The 17,133-nt window shown below is 71.9% G+C and carries 16 protein-coding genes and 1 tRNA gene; 13 read left to right on the top strand and 4 right to left on the bottom strand.

From position 1 onward, the window contains the following. Nucleotides 1–101: 101 nt before the first annotated feature. The gene (locus tag AB0H32_RS26570) at nt 102–737 is read right to left on the bottom strand and encodes a 5-formyltetrahydrofolate cyclo-ligase (protein WP_361125019.1); all 636 of its coding nucleotides are present in this window, start codon (nt 735–737) and stop codon (nt 102–104) included. A gap of 79 nt (nt 738–816) precedes the next feature. On the opposite strand from AB0H32_RS26570, the gene galU reads away from it, so the two are divergent. The 7 genes from galU to AB0H32_RS26535 all read left to right on the top strand — a co-directional run bounded on the left by galU (nt 817) and on the right by AB0H32_RS26535 (nt 6,495). Then, nucleotides 817–1,728, top strand: a complete 912-nt coding sequence (galU, locus tag AB0H32_RS26565; RefSeq protein ID WP_361125017.1) for a UTP--glucose-1-phosphate uridylyltransferase GalU — start codon at nt 817–819, stop codon at nt 1,726–1,728. Continuing rightward, complete coding sequence (gene glp, locus AB0H32_RS26560; protein WP_361125015.1) at nt 1,725–3,047, top strand: gephyrin-like molybdotransferase Glp; 1,323 nt, start codon at nt 1,725–1,727, stop codon at nt 3,045–3,047. The genes galU and glp overlap by 4 nt, the downstream gene beginning before the upstream one ends. A gap of 149 nt (nt 3,048–3,196) precedes the next feature. After that, nucleotides 3,197–3,709: a cyclic pyranopterin monophosphate synthase MoaC gene (gene moaC, locus AB0H32_RS26555; RefSeq protein ID WP_361125013.1), complete on the top strand. Its 513-nt coding sequence runs from the start codon at nt 3,197–3,199 to the stop codon at nt 3,707–3,709. After that, nucleotides 3,706–4,206: a MogA/MoaB family molybdenum cofactor biosynthesis protein gene (locus AB0H32_RS26550; protein WP_361125011.1), complete on the top strand. Its 501-nt coding sequence runs from the start codon at nt 3,706–3,708 to the stop codon at nt 4,204–4,206. The genes moaC and AB0H32_RS26550 overlap by 4 nt, the downstream gene beginning before the upstream one ends. A gap of 20 nt (nt 4,207–4,226) precedes the next feature. Continuing rightward, nucleotides 4,227–4,907 (top strand): GNAT family protein, encoded by a 681-nt coding sequence (locus tag AB0H32_RS26545; RefSeq protein ID WP_361125009.1) that lies wholly within the window; start codon nt 4,227–4,229, stop codon nt 4,905–4,907. Nucleotides 4,908–5,116: 209 nt separating this feature from the next. Continuing rightward, nucleotides 5,117–6,328 (top strand): gephyrin-like molybdotransferase receptor GlpR, encoded by a 1,212-nt coding sequence (glpR, locus tag AB0H32_RS26540; RefSeq protein WP_361125007.1) that lies wholly within the window; start codon nt 5,117–5,119, stop codon nt 6,326–6,328. A 93-nt stretch (nt 6,329–6,421) separates the two neighbouring features. Next, nucleotides 6,422–6,495, top strand: a tRNA-Ala gene (locus tag AB0H32_RS26535). 49 nt (nt 6,496–6,544) lie between these two features. Here AB0H32_RS26535 and AB0H32_RS26530 read toward each other — a convergent pair. After that, nucleotides 6,545–7,021 (bottom strand): GNAT family N-acetyltransferase, encoded by a 477-nt coding sequence (locus AB0H32_RS26530; protein WP_361125005.1) that lies wholly within the window; start codon nt 7,019–7,021, stop codon nt 6,545–6,547. A 46-nt stretch (nt 7,022–7,067) separates the two neighbouring features. On the opposite strand from AB0H32_RS26530, the gene AB0H32_RS26525 reads away from it, so the two are divergent. Continuing rightward, on the top strand, nt 7,068–7,910 hold the full coding sequence (locus AB0H32_RS26525; RefSeq protein WP_361125003.1) for an exodeoxyribonuclease III: 843 nt from the start codon (nt 7,068–7,070) through the stop codon (nt 7,908–7,910). Nucleotides 7,911–7,981: 71 nt separating this feature from the next. On the opposite strand, the gene AB0H32_RS26520 is transcribed toward AB0H32_RS26525, so the two are convergent. Further along, the gene (locus tag AB0H32_RS26520; protein WP_361125027.1) at nt 7,982–8,602 is read right to left on the bottom strand and encodes a MerR family transcriptional regulator; all 621 of its coding nucleotides are present in this window, start codon (nt 8,600–8,602) and stop codon (nt 7,982–7,984) included. 200 nt (nt 8,603–8,802) lie between these two features. On the opposite strand from AB0H32_RS26520, the gene AB0H32_RS26515 reads away from it, so the two are divergent. The 4 genes from AB0H32_RS26515 (at nt 8,803) to AB0H32_RS26500 (ending at nt 12,511) form a co-directional block, all read left to right on the top strand. After that, nucleotides 8,803–10,326, top strand: a complete 1,524-nt coding sequence (locus AB0H32_RS26515) for an NAD(P)/FAD-dependent oxidoreductase (protein WP_361125001.1) — start codon at nt 8,803–8,805, stop codon at nt 10,324–10,326. Next, on the top strand, nt 10,323–11,291 hold the full coding sequence (locus AB0H32_RS26510; protein WP_361124999.1) for an alpha/beta hydrolase: 969 nt from the start codon (nt 10,323–10,325) through the stop codon (nt 11,289–11,291). The genes AB0H32_RS26515 and AB0H32_RS26510 overlap by 4 nt, the downstream gene beginning before the upstream one ends. Beyond that, entirely contained in the window at nt 11,288–12,172 is an 885-nt protein-coding gene (locus AB0H32_RS26505; RefSeq protein ID WP_361124997.1) for an SDR family oxidoreductase, read from the top strand. The genes AB0H32_RS26510 and AB0H32_RS26505 overlap by 4 nt, the downstream gene beginning before the upstream one ends. Before the next feature lie 93 nt (nt 12,173–12,265). Beyond that, the gene (locus AB0H32_RS26500) at nt 12,266–12,511 is read left to right on the top strand and encodes a hypothetical protein (RefSeq protein ID WP_361124995.1); all 246 of its coding nucleotides are present in this window, start codon (nt 12,266–12,268) and stop codon (nt 12,509–12,511) included. 235 nt (nt 12,512–12,746) lie between these two features. Here AB0H32_RS26500 and AB0H32_RS26495 read toward each other — a convergent pair whose 3' ends face one another. Then, nucleotides 12,747–16,268, bottom strand: a complete 3,522-nt coding sequence (locus AB0H32_RS26495) for a S41 family peptidase (protein ID WP_361124993.1) — start codon at nt 16,266–16,268, stop codon at nt 12,747–12,749. A gap of 179 nt (nt 16,269–16,447) precedes the next feature. Here AB0H32_RS26495 and AB0H32_RS26490 point away from each other — a divergent pair, with 179 nt between their 5' ends. Then, on the top strand, nt 16,448–17,050 hold the full coding sequence (locus tag AB0H32_RS26490) for a TetR/AcrR family transcriptional regulator (RefSeq protein WP_361124991.1): 603 nt from the start codon (nt 16,448–16,450) through the stop codon (nt 17,048–17,050). Nucleotides 17,051–17,133: the final 83 nt, after the last annotated feature.

Genomic DNA, 17,133 nt, shown 5'->3' with positions numbered 1-17,133 from the left:
CCCACCCTCTCGACCCCCCGCGGTGCGGGGCTGCCCCACACCTTTGCGGGGGCCCCCCCCGCGCGGGGGCCGGCCCCTCTCGCACGTGGCCCGGGGCCCGGTCAGCCGCTCGTGAAGCGGCGTACGCCCGAGGGCGTCACGACCGCCTGCACGGGCCGGTCGTGCGCCTCGGCCGGGACATGGGCGACGATTTCCGTGTCGTACAGGAGCACCACGAGCGCGGGGCGCGCGCCCGCGCGCTCAAGACGCGCGAGCACACGGTCGTACGATCCGCCGCCGCGCCCCAGGCGCATCCCGCGCGCGTCCACCGCCAGTCCGGGCAGCAGGACGACGTCCGCGCCGGTCACGGCGTCCGGGCCGAGGCGCTCGCCGGAGGGCTCGAAAAGCGCCATTTTTCCGCCGTGTTGGACCCGGGCGAGAGAGTCCGGGCCGGTGTACTCGCCCCAGTCCAGGTCGTTGTCGGGCAGGAGCGCGGGGAGGAGCACGCGCACGCCCCGCGCGCGCAGCGCGTCCAGCAGTGCGGGCGTGCCGGGCTCGCTCCCGACGGAGACGTACGCCGCCACCGTGCGCGCACGTGCCAGTTCGGGAAGCTCGAGGGCGCGCCGGGCCAACGTGTCGCCCGCCTCCCGTACGACATCCTGCGGCAATCTGTTCCTCACCGAGAGGAACTCCCGCCGCAACATCCGCTTGTCACGCTCGTCCGTGCGTCCGTCGTGTTCCACAGGTCGTTCCTGCATCCTTCGCAATGTGCTCATATGAGGGCCAAGTAACCGGAGCCACAGAATCCCTGCAAAGGCACCGGATAAGGTTGCGGGCATGACTCAGTCGCACCCCAGGATCAGCAAGGCTGTCATCCCTGCAGCAGGCCTCGGTACCCGGTTCCTGCCGGCCACCAAAGCCACTCCCAAGGAGATGCTGCCGGTCGTGGACAAGCCCGCGATCCAGTACGTGGTCGAGGAGGCCGTGACCGCGGGTCTCGACGACGTCCTCATGATCACCGGACGCAACAAGCGTCCGCTGGAGGACCACTTCGACCGTAACTACGAGCTCGAATCGGCGCTGCAGAAGAAGGGCGACGCCGGCCGACTCGCCAAGGTGCAGGAGTCCAGCGACCTGGCCACCATGCACTATGTGCGCCAGGGCGACCCCAGAGGCCTCGGCCACGCCGTGCTGTGCGCCGCCCCGCACGTCGGCCACGAGCCCTTCGCCGTCCTCCTCGGCGACGACCTGATCGACCCCCGCGACCCGCTGCTCCAGCGCATGATCGAGATCCAGGAGCAGCACGGCGGCAGCGTGATCGCGCTGATGGAGGTCGCGCCCGAACAGATCCACCTCTACGGCTGCGCGGCGGTGGAGGCCACCTCCCAGAACGACGTGGTCAAGGTGAGCGGCCTGGTCGAGAAGCCCGACCCGGCGGACGCCCCGTCGAACTACGCGATCATCGGCCGCTACGTCCTCGACCCGCACGTCTTCGACATACTGCGCAAGACCGAGCCGGGCCGCGGCGGCGAGATCCAGCTCACCGACGCCCTCCAGCAGCTCGCCCAGGACGAGAAGGTCGGCGGTCCGGTGCACGGCGTCGTCTTCAAGGGCCGCCGCTATGACACCGGCGACCGTGGCGACTACCTGCGTGCCATTGTCAGACTGGCATGCGAACGTGAAGACCTGGGCCCGGACTTCCGGACCTGGCTTCGCAGTTACGTAGCCGAGGAGATGCAGCAACGTTGACCAGCGCCGCGACCCGCCCCTCCGACCCGGACCGCCTGTGGTCGGTGGACGAGCACCTGGAGGACATCCTCACCACCGTCCGTCCCCTCGAACCCATCGAGCTGCAGCTGCTCGACGCCCAGGGCTGCGTCCTGGTCGACGACGTCACGGTGCCGGTCTCCCTGCCACCGTTCGACAACAGCTCCATGGACGGGTACGCGGTACGGGTCGCGGACGTCGTGGGCGCCAGCGAGGAGTTCCCGGCCGCCCTGGAGGTCGTCGGGGACGTGGCGGCGGGCGCGGCAGACCTCGTCCGGATCGGCCCCGGCCAGGCCGCCCGCATCATGACCGGCGCGCCGATCCCGCCCGGCGCCGAGGCCGTCGTCCCCGTCGAGTGGACCGACGGCGGGCTCGGCGAGGGCCCCGTGGGCGGCATGCGGGCGCGCAGCCTGGCCCCCGAGGGCGCCGAGGGGCACGTGCGCGTGCACCGCCCCGCCGCGGCAGGTGCGCACGTGCGCGCCACGGGCAGCGACGTGAAGGCCGGCGACCGCGCCCTGGAGGCCGGGACGATCCTCGGCCCGCCGCAGATCGCCCTGCTCGCCGCGATCGGCCGGGGCACGGTACGGGTGCGCCCGCGCCCGCGCGTGGTCGTCATGTCCACGGGCAGCGAACTCGTCCAGCCCGGCGAAGGACTGGTCAGGGGCCAGATCTACGACTCCAACAGCTTCGCCCTCACCGCCGCGGCGCGGGACGCGGGCGCCATCGCCTACCGGGTGGGCGCCGTCGCCGACGACGCCGACACCCTCCGGTCCACCATCGAGGACCAGCTCGTCCGCGCCGACCTGCTGGTGACCACCGGCGGGGTGAGCGTCGGGGCGTACGACGTCGTCAAGGAGGCGCTGTCGTCCGTGGGCGACGAGGACGAGGCGGGCAGCGGCATCGACTTCCGCAAGCTCGCCATGCAGCCCGGCAAGCCCCAGGGCTTCGGCTCCATCGGCCCCGACCACACGCCCCTGCTGGCCCTGCCCGGCAACCCCGTGTCGTCGTACGTCTCCTTCGAACTGTTCGTCCGCCCGGCGATCCGCACCCTGATGGGCCTCGAAGACGTCCACCGGCCCACTACCCGGGCCACCCTGAAGGCGGACAAGGCGCTCGGCTCGCCCCGGGGGCGCCGGCAGTTCCTGCGCGGTACGTACGCCGACGGCGAGGTGACCCCGGTGGGCGGCGTCGGCTCCCACCTGGTCGCGGCGCTGGCGCACGCCGACGCGCTCATCGTCGTACCGGAGGACGTGGAATCCGTCGAGCCCGGCACGGACGTGGAGGTCGTGCTGCTCGGCTGACCGGGCCCGGGCGCGCACCCGAGGCGGTGCGCGGCGGGCGTCCACGGGGGTCCTGGCCCGGTGCGTGGGCCGGCCCCGCGGTACCGTGTCGCGCACAACAGGCCCGTGCACCGCACCGCGACGGGCCCGGACCGGGAGCGCCTCACAGCATGACTGAGCCATTCCGGGGGGAGACCCCCGGACCCTCTGCGCAGGACCGACTGACGCACATCGACGAGGCGGGCGCGGCCCGCATGGTCGACGTGTCCGCAAAGGACGTGACCGCGCGCTCCGCCCGCGCGAGCGGCCGGGTCCTCGTGTCACCCCGTGTGGTCGAGCTGCTGCGCGGCGAGGGGGTCCCCAAGGGGGACGCCCTGGCCACCGCACGCATCGCGGGCATCATGGGAGCCAAGCGCACCCCGGACCTGATCCCCCTGTGCCACCCGTTGGCGGTGTCCGGTGTGAAACTGGATTTGTCGGTCGCGGACGACGCCGTGGAGATCCGGGCCACCGTGAAGACCACGGACCGCACGGGTGTCGAGATGGAGGCCCTCACCGCGGTGACGGTCGCCGCGCTCACCGTGATCGACATGGTGAAGGCGGTCGACAAGGGAGCGGTCATCACGGACGTTCGGGTGGAGGAGAAGACGGGCGGCAAGTCGGGCGACTGGAGCCGGTCATGACCTACCGTGCTCTGGTGGTCACCGCCTCCAACAGGGCCGCCGCGGGTGTCTACGAGGACAGGGGCGGCCCCTTGGTCGCCGACGGCCTCAGGGGCTTCGGGTTCGACGTCGACGGCCCCCGGGTCGTCCCCGACGGTGACCCCGTGGAGGCGGCCCTGCGCGCGGGTGCCGACGCCGGGTACGACGTCATCGTCACCACCGGCGGCACCGGCATCTCGCCCACCGACCGCACGCCCGAGGCGACCCGCGCGGTGATCGAGACCGAGGTGCCGGGCATTGCGGAGGCCATCCGGGCGTTCGGACGGGAGAAGGTTGCGACCGCCGCGCTCTCCCGGGGACTGGCCGGGGTGGCGGGGCGGACCCTGATCGTCAATCTGCCTGGCTCCACGGGCGGGGTGAAGGACGGCCTCGCCGTACTGGAGCCCCTGCTGGCCCATGCCGTCGACCAGATCCGCGGCGGCGACCACCCCAGACCGAGCAGCGGGGGTGCGAGCTGAACAGCCCTTCCTGGCCCGTCGTGCTGGTGGACGGAGATGTAGTCCTCCGGCCCATAAAGCTGCGCGACCAACGGGTCTGGCGTGAGGTGAACCGGCGCAACCGGGACTGGCTGCGCCCCTGGGAGGCGACCATTCCGCCGCCCACGCCGAGCGGGCCGATCGCGCACCGGCCGACCTACCGCCAGATGGTCCGGCACCTGCGCTCCGAGGCCCACGCGGGCCGGATGCTGCCGTTCGTCATCGAGTACCAGGGGCGGCTCGTCGGCCAGTTGACGGTCGCCGGGATCACCTGGGGCTCGATGTGCTCGGGACACGTCGGCTACTGGGTGGACGAGTCGGTGGCCGGGCGCGGGGTGATGCCGACGGCCGTCGCGCTCGTGGTGGACCACTGTTTCCGCACCGTCGGGCTGCACCGCATCGAGGTGTGCATTCGCCCCGAGAACCGGCCCAGCCGCCGGGTCGTGGAGAAACTCGGATTCCGCGAGGAGGGGCTGCGGCCGCGTTATCTGCACATCGACGGAGCCTGGCGCGACCACCTCGTCTTCGCGCTCACGGCGGAAGAAGTGCCCGAGGGGTTGCTCAGGCGCTGGCAGCGGGCACGCTCCGAGAGGGCGTCGCAGACGCAGCGCCGGTCGGACGCAGACGGCCCCTCCGGTGCGCAGGGGACGCCGGACACGCCGGACGTGCCGCGGAGGCCGTAGAACATCCCGCGGAATCCGGCCGAGCCCCGGAAATTGAATATGTGTTCGAAATTGATCGCCCCGCGACCGCTCCGGGGCATTCAATTCGCGACTTCGGCGCTGTGCTGATCGCATCGGTCGCAAAAAAAGCTGGAAATATCAGCCAGATCGTGCGACACACCGGCCCAATTGGCAGATGGCCTCACGCAAACCCCTCTACCGTGTGAGGCGTGAGCAGCAGCGGCCTCATCTACGCAGTCATTGTCGGGGCCTGGGCCGCCTACTTGGTGCCGATGTGGCTCCGTAGGCAGGACGAGCTGAACGAGGCCCGTCCGACGGAACGCTTCAGCACCGCCATCCGGCTGCTGTCCGGACGGGCGGGGATGGAGCGCCGGTACGCCAGGGACCTGCGGGCGCGCTCCGCCCAGGAGGGGGAGCCGGACGCCAGTGATCCGGACGCCGTCACCGACTCGGTGGACGTCCGGGCCTTCGCCGTGCCTCCGACGCGCCGTCAGGCGCGCGCAGAGGCCGAGCCGGAGGCGCCCGGGCGGCCTGAGCCGGCCCGCGACCAGCCCGTCGCCCCGACGCCCAAGTCCCCCTCGGTACCCGCGCAGAAGCGTGTGCCGGCCGCACGGCGCGCGTCCTCGGCGCAGGCGGCCGCGGCACGGGCTCGGCGCTCGAAGGTGCTCGCGCGCCGTCGGCGCACCACCGTGCTCCTCTTCCTCGTCTTCACGCTCGGCGCGGTCGTCGCCGCCGTCGGCGGCCTGGCCCTCCTGTGGGTGCCCGGCGTGCCCGCGGTCACGCTGAGCGGGTACATCGCCTACCTGCGGACCCAGGAGCGCCGCCGCTTCGCCTACCAGATGGACCGCCGGCAGGCCGAGGTCGCCGCACAGCGGCTGCGGGAGCGCCAGCCGCGGCGGCGTGCACCCCTCGACGCGGGCCCTGCCGCCGGCGAGGAGGAGGGGGCGGAGGCCGAGGCCGGCACCGGCCTCTCGGCGCTGGCCGCGGACCGCCGTGCCCTCGTGGAGCAGACCGACCACGCCGAGTGGGTCGACCAGCAGCAGCGCGAGCGGCAGCGGCGGCCCGGGCGCGGCGACAGCTGGGACCCGGTCCCGGTGCCGCTGCCCACCTACGTGACCGCGCCGGTTGCGCCGCGGGCCACCTCCGACGTGGACCTGGGGGCGCCCGACACCTGGAGTTCGGCGCGTTCCAGCTCGGTCGCGCCGGAGCACGAGACGGGCCGCGTGTCCCAGGCCGAGCCGGACGGGTCCGCGTCCGAGGACAGGGCGGCGGACGGCCGTGGCGACTCACTCCCTCACGCCCGCAATCGCTCGCGCGGGGGGAACCCCGCCGCCGCGTCCCGCCGCGCGCGCGAGCGCGGACGCACACCGCTCTTCGACCAGTACGAGGACGGCGACCGCCCGCGCGCGGCCAACGAGTGACGGCCGTCACGGTGCTGGAAGCCCGCCTCTGACCAGTCAGGGAACGGATTTCCAAGCACCCCGACGGGGATGCTAGAGTTTCACTCGTTGCAAGGGCCTGTGGCGCAGTCCGGTAGCGCACCTCGTTCGCATCGAGGGGGCCAGGGGTTCAAATCCCCTCAGGTCCACGCATCATGAAGCCCCGGTCGGCAGTAGCCGACCGGGGCTTCATCGCGTCTACAGCTGCTTCGCGTAGCAGCGGCTCTCGTCGTAGTGGCGGTAGTAGCCGAACTTGGCGCAGGGCTCATAGCCGCTCGACGCGTACAGAGCGATGGCCTCCGGCTGCTTGGTACCGGTCTCCAGGACCATCCGCGCGCGACCGGCCGCGCGGGCGTCCTCCTCCAGGGCCGCGAGGATGCGGCGGGCGAGGCCGTGGCCGCGCATCTGGGCGACGACGAACATGCGCTTGAGTTCGGCGTCGCCGTCCTCGTAGCCCTCCTCGTTGCGCTCCTGGCTGCGCCAGCCGCCGGTGGCCACCGGGCGGTCGTGCTCGTCGTAGGCGATCAGGTACACGCCCCGGGGCGGGTCGAAGTCCGCGGCGTCGAGGGCGGTTGCGTCGCCGCCGTCGCCGTAGCGCAGGTGGTATTCGGCCTGGACCTCGTCGTTGAGCTTGACGGCGTCGGCATGGTCGAAACGGACACGGCGTATATTCATACTGAGCATCGTACTTCTATGCAGGCACTTCCGTGCGGGCTACGGGATGAACGGGCTCCGACCAGTGTGCCGGTATCGTGCCCTGGTGCTGACTGTGACCTCGGTGAATGTGAACGGGCTGCGCGCCGCTGCCAAGAAGGGCTTCGTGGAGTGGCTCGCCCAGACCTCCGCGGACGTCGTCTGTCTGCAGGAGGTGCGCGCCGAGCCCCACCAGCTGCCCGAGGAGGTCCGGCAGCCCGACGGCTGGCACGTCGTGCACGCCCCGGCCGCCGCCAAGGGCCGCGCGGGCGTCTCCCTGTACACGCGGCGCGAGCCCGACCGGGTCCGGGTCGGCTTCGGATCCGCCGAGTTCGACGGCAGCGGACGCTACGTCGAGGCCGACCTGCCCGGCGTCACCGTCGCCTCCCTCTACCTGCCCTCCGGTGAGGTCGGCACCGAGCGGCAGGACGAGAAGATCCGCTTCATGGGCGAGTTCCTCGCCCACCTCAAGGGGCTGCGCGAGCGGGCCGCCGCCGACGGGCGCCAGGTGGTCGTCTGCGGCGACTGGAACATCGCGCACCAGCAGGCCGACCTCAAGAACTGGCGAGGCAACACCAAGAACTCCGGCTTCCTGCCCGAGGAGCGGGAGTGGCTCTCCCGGGTGCTCGCCGCCCAGGACGGCGGCTATGTCGACGTCGTCCGCGCCCTGCACCCGGACGCCGAGGGACCGTACACCTGGTGGTCGTACCGGGGGCGGGCCTTCGACAACGATTCGGGATGGCGCATCGACTACCAGGTGGCCACCCCCGGCCTCGCGGGCAGGGCGGTCAAGGGCTTCGTCGAGCGCGCGGCCACGCACGCCGAGCGGTGGTCCGACCATGCGCCGGTGACGGTCGTGTACGACCTGTAGGAGGGCCGGGCGGACTGCCGGCCGGGCCCGTCCGCCCGGCCGTCGTTCAGGCTTGCGTGCCCGGCCGCCGTTCAGGCCCGCTTGTTCAGCTGGCGGTCCATGGCCAGGGACAGCTCCGCCTCCACCACGCTGCGGGCGAGCGGGCGCAGGCGGTGCAGGTCCTCCTCGGGGGCGTGGCGCAGGATCAGGCCGGTGAAGAGTTCGGCGAGGGCGTCCGCGTGTTCCCGGACGCGCTCGGCGGCCGCCAGGACCTCCGCGAGCGGGATGCCCTCGCGGACCAGGGCGGAGGAGACGTCCAGCAGGCGGCGGCTGATGTGGACGATCTGGTCCCCGTCGGTGCCGAGGTAGCCGAGTGCCATGGCGGCGGCGAGGTTCTCGGGCGTGACCTCGCCCTCGAAGCGGGCGGCGAGTTCCTCGGGGGTGAGGCGGACCGGCTCCTCCTCGGTGGGGTTGTCGATGCCGATCAGGTCGGCGACATCGCGGCCCTGGTCGAGGGCCTCCGCGAGTTCCGCGATGCCGTTGAGGGTGTGGCCGCGCTCCAGCAGGGTCGAGATCGTGCGCAGGCGGGCCAGATGATGGTCGTCGTACCAGGCGATGCGGCCCTCGCGGCGGGGCGGCCGGATCAGCTTGCGTTCGCGGTAGAAGCGCAGTGTGCGCACGGTGATGCCGGCCAGGCGGGCCAGCTCCTCCATGCGGTACTCGCGTACTGCGCCGTCCTGTCCGTCCCTGCGCCCGCTGTTGTGCCCACCGTCGTCTGCCACGCCCGAAGCCTATGGTGTACCGCCGGTAACTTTCCTTCCCGCGCCCCTACCGCTCGGTACGGAGCTGCTCTACAGTCCCATTATGCCAGTATTCACTGGCAGAGTCCAAGGCGATGCGTGGAGGCTTCGGGATGGACGAGCACGAGCATGTACGAGTGGCGGTGATCGGGTCCGGGTTCGGCGGGCTGGGGGCCGCCGTCCGCCTGCGCCGCGAAGGGATCACCGACTTCGTCGTCCTGGAGCGGGCCGGCAGCGTGGGCGGCACCTGGCGGGACAACAGCTACCCCGGGTGCGCCTGTGACGTCCCCTCCCACCTGTACTCCTTCTCCTTCGCGCCCAACCCCGACTGGCCGCGCACCTTCTCCGGGCAGCAGCACATCCGCGCCTACCTGGAGCACGTCACCGACGTCTTCGGCCTGCGCCCGCACATCCGCTTCGACTCCGAAGTGAAGATGATGACCTGGGACGCCGAGAACCTGCGGTGGACCATCGAGACCGCCGGCGGGTCGCTCACCGCCGACGTCGTGGTCTCCGCCACCGGGCCGCTGTCCGACCCCAAGATCCCCGAGATCCCGGGGCTCGACTCCTTCCCGGGCACGGTGTTCCACTCGGCCCGCTGGGACCACGACTACGACCTGCGCGGCAAGCGCGTCGCCATGGTCGGCACCGGAGCCTCCGCCATCCAGATCGTGCCCGCCGTCCAGCGCGAGGTCCGCCGGCTCACGCTCTTCCAGCGCACCCCGCCCTGGGTGATGCCGCGGATGGACCGCGCCATCAGCGGCGCCGAGCGCCGGCTGCACCGGGCCCTGCCCTTCACCACCCAGGTCAGGCGCGGAGTGCTGTGGGGCCTGCGGGAGCTGCAGGTGCAGGCGTTCACCAAGCGTCCCGACGAACTCGGCCTGGTCGAACAGCTCGCCAAGCGCAACATGGCCCGTGCCATCAAGGACCCGGCCCTGCGTGCCAAGCTCACTCCCGACTACCGCATCGGCTGCAAACGGATCCTGCTGTCCAGCGAGTACTACCCGGCGATCGCCCAGCCGAATGTGGACGTCGTCGCCGGCGGGCTCGCCGAGATCCGCGGGTCGACCGTGGTCGCCGCCGACGGCACCGAGGCCGAGGTCGACGCGATCATCTTCGGTACGGGCTTCCACGTCACGGACATGCCCATCGCCGAGCGCGTGGTGGGCGCGGGGGGCCTCACCCTCGCGGAGTCCTGGAAGAGCGGCATGCAGGCGCTGCGCGGCGCCTCGGCCGCCGGATTCCCGAACTGGATGACGATCATCGGGCCCAACACCGGCCTCGGGAACTCCTCCATGATCCTCATGATCGAGTCCGCGCTGAACTACATGGCCGACTACCTGCGCCAGCTCGACGTCCTCGGCGGCCGCGCCGCCCTCGACGCCCGGCCCGCCGCCGTCGACGCCTGGAACCACACGGTCCAGGAGCGCATGAAGCGGACCGTGTGGAACACCGGCGGCTGCACCAGCTGGTACCTCGACGCGAGCGGCCGCAACACCACCATCTGGCCCGGTACGACGACGGAGTTCCGGCGCGCGACCCGGCGGGTGGACCTGGCGGAGTACGAGGTGATCCGGAAGGCCGGGGAAAGGCCGAAGGGTCTGCCCGTCGAGGAGAAGAGCGAGGCCGCCGCATGAGCCGTCTCGCCTCCGTGGCCTCCGGCCCCTACGCCCCGCCCGCGCCCGCCCGCGAACTCACCGTCGTCTCCGCAGACGGGGCGCGGCTGCACGTCGAGGTGCACGGGCCCGAGAACGCACCCCCCGTCGTCCTCTCCCACGGCTGGACCTGCTCGACCGCCTTCTGGGCAGCACAGATAAGGGAGTTGGCGGCCGACCACCGGGTCATCGCGTACGACCAGAGGGGGCACGGGCGCAGTCCCGCGAGCCCCGCGTGCACCACCGGCGCGCTGGCGGACGACCTCGAAGCGGTGCTCGCGCAGACCCTGGCACGCGGGGAGAAGGCCCTCGTCGTCGGCCACTCCATGGGCGGCATGACGGTCATGGCCGCCTCCGCGCGCCCCCGTTTTCGCGAACACGCCGCCGCCGTCCTGCTGTGCAGCACCGGCAGCTCGCGGCTGGTCGCCGAGTCGCGTGTGGTGCCCCTGCGGGCCGGGCGCGTGCGCACCTGGATCACCGGGCACATCCTCGGATCGCGCGCCCCTCTCGGGCCCGTCACGCCGGTCGCGAAGCGCATTCTCAAGTACGCCACCATGGGCGCCGGTTCGGCCTCGCACATGGTGGAGGCGTGTGCGCGGATCGTGCACGCCTGCCCGCGCACCGTGCGCCACGCCTGGGCCGCCGTACTCGCGGCGCTCGACCTCGACCACGGGGTGCGCGAGCTGCACGTGCCCACCGAAGTGGTCCACGGCGCGTCCGACCGGCTCACGCCGCCCGTGCACGCCCGTGCGCTGGTCGCCGCGCTGCCCCGGTGCATCGGCCTCACCGAACTGCCCGGGGTCGGCCACATGACCCCGATCGAGGCGCCCGGGGTGGTGACCGGCAAGATCAGGGAACTTGTCACCACGTACGTCACCGGGAGTGATCCCGAGTCCCCGTCCGAGTCCCGTCCCACCCCCGCGCAGCACATCAAGGAGGGCACATGAGCAGGGTCAGCCTCGACGGTCAGGTCGCCGTCGTCACCGGAGCGGCCCGCGGTGTCGGTGAGTTGCTCGCACGCAAGCTCTCCGCGCGCGGTGCGAAGGTGGCGCTCGTCGGCCTGGAGGAGGAGGCACTCAAGGCGGTCTCCGAGCGGCTGCACACCGACAGCGCGTACTGGTACGCCGACGTCACCGACCACGAGGCGATGAGCCGGGTGGCGCAGGAGGTGAAGGAGCGGTTCGGCAAGGTCGACATCGTGGTCGCCAACGCCGGTGTGGCGAGCGGAGGCCCGTTCGCCGACTCCGATCCGCAGGCCTGGCGGCGCGTCATCGAGGTGAACCTGATCGGTTCGGCGGTGACGGCGCGCGCGTTCCTGCCGGTGCTCGTGGAGAGCCGCGGCTATCTGCTGCAGGTGGCTTCGCTCGCCGCGATCACCCCGGCACCGATGATGACGGCGTACTGCGCCTCCAAGTCGGGCGTGGAGGCGTACGCGCACAGTCTGCGCGCCGAAGTCGGCTACCAGGGTGTGCGCGTCGGCGTCGCGTACCTGTCCTGGACCGACACCGACATGGTGCGCGGTGCCGACCAGGACGACGTGATGCGGGAGCTGCGGCAGCGGCTGCCGTGGCCGTCGAACAAGACCTACCCGCTGGGCCCGGCCGTGGACCGGATCGTCGCCGGGATCGAGCGGCGCTCGGCGCATGTGTACGGGCAGTGGTGGCTGCGCGGCATGCAGGGGGTGCGCGGATATCTGCCGGGGCTGATCGGCAGCGTGGGCCAGCGTGAGATGCGGCGGTTCGCGCCCCGTTTGCAGGGGATGCGTTCCGGACTCGTCGGTGCAGGTGGGGAGGCCGACGAAGCGGCGCGTTCTACGCACCGTAACTGATCGAAATGCGCCTTGTGTTCCTCCGTGTGAGGCTGGTCGAGGCCCCATCGAGGGGCCGCCCCCCACCCTCACTCACCACAGGAGTGAACCCACATGGGTATGAAGGACAAGTCCAACCAGCAGCGCGGTCAGCAGCAGGGTCAGCAGGAGCGCGGTCAGCAGCAGGGTCAGCAGGAGCGCGGCCAGCAGCAGGGCCAGCAGCAGCGCGGCCAGCAGCAGGAGCAGCGCAAGCAGGGCAAGCAGGGCCAGCAGGGCGAGCGCGGCAAGCAGAACTACCGTGACATCCAGGACACGGAGCAGGAGATGCGGGACCGGCTCGACCAGGACTACGACGCCTAGTCGCTGCGGTCGGCTTCGGCCGGAACGGCGTGGGGTGCCCTTCTTCCGGGGGCGCCCCACGCTCTCTGTGTGTGCTGCGGGTGCGTTGTGCGTGGTGCGGGCCGGTGGGGGCTTGTCGCGCAGTTCCCCGCGCCCCTTTGGTGTGCAGCCCCGCTTTCTTGTCGTCCTTGGCGGCAGATTTTGCGTTGTGCGGTGCGGGCCGGTGGGGGCTTGTCGCGCAGTTCCCCGCGCCCCTTCAGGGCGCCCCTCTTGGGGGCAGTTTGGGGCGGGTGCGGTTCGGGGTGTCGCTGTAGTCCGGGGGGAGCGCCGCGGGGTTGGACCCCAGGAGGTCCAGGGCCAGTTGGATCGCGTCGTCCATTTCCACGTGGCGGCCCTCGGCCCAGTCCAGGGGGGTGCGCAGGACCTCCAGATCGGGGGCGACGCCGTGGTTCTCCACGGACCATCCGTAGGCGTCGAACCAGGCGGCGTTCATCGGCACCGTGATCACCGTGCCGTCGCCGAGGCGGTGCCGTCCCGTCATGCCGACGACTCCGCCCCAGGTGCGCTGTCCGACGACCGGCCCGAGCTTCAGCAGTTTGAAGGCCGCGGTGATCATGTCGCCGTCGGAGGAGGTCGCCTCGTCCGCCAGGGCCACCACCGGGCCCCGGGGCGCGTTCGAGGTGTACGACACGGGCTGCGCGTTGCGGGTCAGGTCCCAGCCCAGGATGGTCCGGGTCAGCTTCTCGATGACCAGCTCGCTGATGTGGCCGCCCGCGTTGCCGCGCACGTCCACGATCAGCGCGGGCCGTGACACCTCCATGCGCAGGTCCCGGTTGAACTGGGCCCAGCCCGAGCCGCCCATGTCGGGGATGTGCAGGTAGCCGCACTTGCCGCCGCTCAGCTCCCGGACGACCTCCCGGCGTTTGGCGACCCAGTGCTGGTAGCGCAGCGGCCGCTCGTCGACGAGGGGGACGACGGCGACCCGCCGGGCGGCCCGTCCCCCGTTCCCCTCCGGTGGGACGAAGGTCAGCTCCACGGTCGTACCGCCCGAGCCGGCGAGCAGCGGGTACGGTCCCGTCACCGGGTCGACGGGCCGGCCGTCCACATGGGTCAGGACGGCGCCCTCCCGGATGCCCGTACCGGCCAGCGGTGAGCGTGCCTTGGAGTCGGACGAGTCACCGGGCAGGATGCGTTTGACCGTCCAGCCGTCGTCCCGCCGTACGAAGGTGGCGCCGAGCAGTCCCTGCCAGCGCTGGTAGTGGCGCGGCCCCTCGTTGCGGCGGGCGGGCGTGACGTAGGCGTGCGAGGTGCCCAGCTCGCCGAGGACCTCGCGCAGCAGATCCGCGAACTCGTCGGGGGAGGCGACCCGTTCGACCAGCGGCCGGTACTGGTCGAGCACCGCGTCCCAGTCGATGCCGCTCATGCCCGGGTCCCAGAAGTAGGCGCGGATGAGACGGCCGGCCTCCTCGTAGGCCTGGCGCCATTCGGCGGCCGGGTCGACCTTGTGCAGGATGCGGCGCAGGTCGATCCACACGGTCGTGTCGCTGTCGCCGGACTCGGTCGACGGCACCGCCCGCAGGTCCCCCTCGTCGACCACCACGAGCCGGGTCCCGTCGCCGCTCACCGCGAACCAGTCGAGGTGGTCGACCAGTTCGGACTTCTTCGCCTTGGTGATGTTGAAGTACTCCAGCGTCGGCCGGCCGCTGGTGTCGGCCGGGTTGACGAAGGTCTCGCCGAGCGCGCCGGAGATGGGCCAGCGCAGCCAGACCAGTCCGCCGCCCGCGACCGGGTGCAGCGCCGAGTACTTGGAGGCGATGACCGGGAACGGCGTCACCCGGTTCTCCAGGCCCTCCACCTCCACCATCACCGTGCCGTTCTCCCCGCTCTCCTCGTCCTCGACGGGGTCGAGCCCGCCCGCGGCCGGGCGGCCCTCGGGGTTCAGGGCGAACGGGGAGGGGGTCGCCGAGGAGAGCGGGACCAGGTACGGGCGGCAGCCCAGCGGGAAGGACAGGTCGCCGGTGTGGACGTCGTACACCGGGTCGAAGCCGCGCCAGGAGAGGAAGGCGAGATAGCGGCCGTCGCGGGTGAAGACGGGGTTCTCGTCCTCGAAGCGGCCGTTGGTGACGTCCACGATGAGCCGGTCCTTGATGCGGGCCAGCTTGATCTGCCGCAGCGAGCGGCCGATACCGGGGTGGGACCAGGTGAGCCAGGAGCCGTCCGGGGAGAAGGCGAGATCGCGGACGGGGCCGTTGACCGACCGGATCAGCTCGGCGACCTGCCCGTTCGGGCCCTGGGCGTCCCCACCGTCCGTGCTCTCGGCGACCACGCCGTTCGGGTCCTGGGCGTCCCCACCGTCCGTGCTCTCGGCGACCACGCCGTTCGGGCCCTTGGTGTCCTGGGTTGCCTCGGTGCCCTCCCCGCCCGCCTCCGCTGTCTCCTCGCCCGCCTCCGTCGTCTCCCCGCCCGCTGGGGCCCTCTCCTCGCCCGCCTCCGTCGTCTCCCCGCCCGCTGCGGCCGTCTCTCCGGCCGTTTCCGTCGTCGCCTCCGTCGTCGCCTCCGTGGCGTCGATCAGCAGCAGCCGTCCGTCGTGCGAGGCGACCGCGAGCCGCTCGCCCAGCGGATCGCAGACCATCTCCAGGACCCGCCCCAGCTCTGCGGAGGCCAGGCGGCGCGGGGGGCGGTCGCCGGTGGCGCGGGGCAGCTGGGCGATCTCGATGGCGTCCTCGCCCTCGGCGTCCGTCACGTACGCCACCTGCCCGGTCGAGCCGAGCATCGCCGGCAGCCGGATCCGGACGCCCGGTGTGTCGGCGATCGTGCGCGCCGGCCCGTCGCGGTGCGTGAGCCAGTACAGGCTGCCGCGGACGACGACGGCACTGGCCCGGCCGGTCTCGTCCACGGAGATGCCGTCCACGTGCTGGGCGGCAGGCACCTGGTACCTGCGGCGCCCCGCCCGCGGGCCGCCGAGCCGGATGTCGAGCCTGCGCGGTACGGCACCGGGGGCGAAGTCGTCCACCAGCCACAGGTCGCCCGCGCACTGGTAGACCACCCGGGTGCCGTCGCCGGCGGCCTGCCGGGCGTAGAACGCGTCGTGGTCGGTGTGGCGGCGCAGGTCGGAGCCGTCGTACGCGCACGAGTAGAGGTTGCCCACGCCCTCGTGGTCGGAGAGGAAGGCGATCCGGCCGGCGACGAACATGGGGGCTTCCAGGTGCCCACCGATGTCCGGCAGCAGCCGCTGCCCGTGCAGCCACAGCCGGCCCATGGCGCCGCCCCGGTACCGCTTCCAGGAAGCCGGTTCGTGCGGCGGGGTACCCGTGAGCAGCAGGGTCTTGTGCGCGCCGTCGATGTCGGCGACCTGGATGTCGGCGACCGGGCCCCAGGGCAGCTTGCGGCCGGGGTCGCCGTTCGGGGTGACCATGTAGGCCCAGGTGAAGTAGGAGAACGGCTCGCCGTGGGAGGCGACGGCGAGGATGTCGCTGTTGCCGTCCTCGTCGGGGGGCATCCAGCCGCGGACCGCGGTGTCCGTGCTGCCCCAGTACGTCAACTGCCGTGCGGGGCCGCCGTCGACGTCGACGAGGTGGATCTCGGGCACGAGACTGCGCCAGGTCGTGTAGGCGATGTGGCGCCCGTCGGGGGAGAAGCGGGGAGGGCCGGCCTTCGTGCGGTCCACCGTGAGCCGCCAGGCGCGGCCCGGGGCGTCGAGGGCGGCCAGCCAGAGGTCGTCCTCGGCCACGAAGCACAGCAGGTCGCCGCTGAGGTGAGGGAAGCGCAGATAGCTCACCTCCCCATGCTTTTCCGGGGGCGGGGCCCCAGCAACTCGTGGGCCCGGGGGCCCGGCACTTATGCGGAACCGACAGCCGTGAGGCAGGACACGTACGAAACGGTTTCGTTTCGCTGGATTCTGCGGTACCTTCATACACGTACGGAACCGTGTCGTTCGAAGCAGGAAGGGTGAGGAAGATGACTGAGGCCGCCACTGCGCGTCGCAGTCGGATCACGCCCGAGCGCGAGGCCGAGCTGTACGAGGCCGTGCTCGACCTGCTGCGGGAAGTCGGCTACGACGCCCTCACCATGGACGCCGTCGCCGCCCGCACCCGGTCCAGCAAGGCCACGCTCTACCGCCAGTGGGGCGGCAAGGCCGAGCTGGTCGCGAAGGCCGTGCGGCACAACAAGCCGGGCGGCTCCACCGACGAGGTCGACACCGGGTCGCTCAGGGGCGACCTGCACGCCCTCACCATGCGTTCGGACGACTGCGAGATGGAGCAGAGCTCCGCGCTGATGCGGGGTCTGGCCATGGCCATCCACGGCAATCCGGACCTCCTGCGGGCGTTCCGGGAGCATCTCATCGAGCCCGAGACGGCGGACTTCCGACGTGTGCTGCAACGGGCGATCGACCGGGGCGAGGTCCGAGCGGACAACCCGGCGCTCGCCTACGTGATGCACATGATGATCGGCGGTTTCGCCGCCCGCACGATGCTCGACGAGCTGCCGCCGACACAGGACTTCCTGCTTTCGTACATCGACGCCGTGGTCCTCCCCGCCCTCGGCGTCACCACCAGCTGACCCCTCTCCCCAGCAAGCCCACCACCTGACGTCACCGCTCTCGTCGTCGGGCTGATCACCCCTGCCCTGATGAACCCCACGAC

The organism is Streptomyces sp. NPDC020362 (genome assembly GCF_040642095.1).
In the GTDB taxonomy this organism is placed as follows: domain Bacteria; phylum Actinomycetota; class Actinomycetes; order Streptomycetales; family Streptomycetaceae; genus Streptomyces.
Note: the sequence above shows the minus strand (reverse complement) of the source record. Positions and strands in the feature narration are given on the sequence as shown.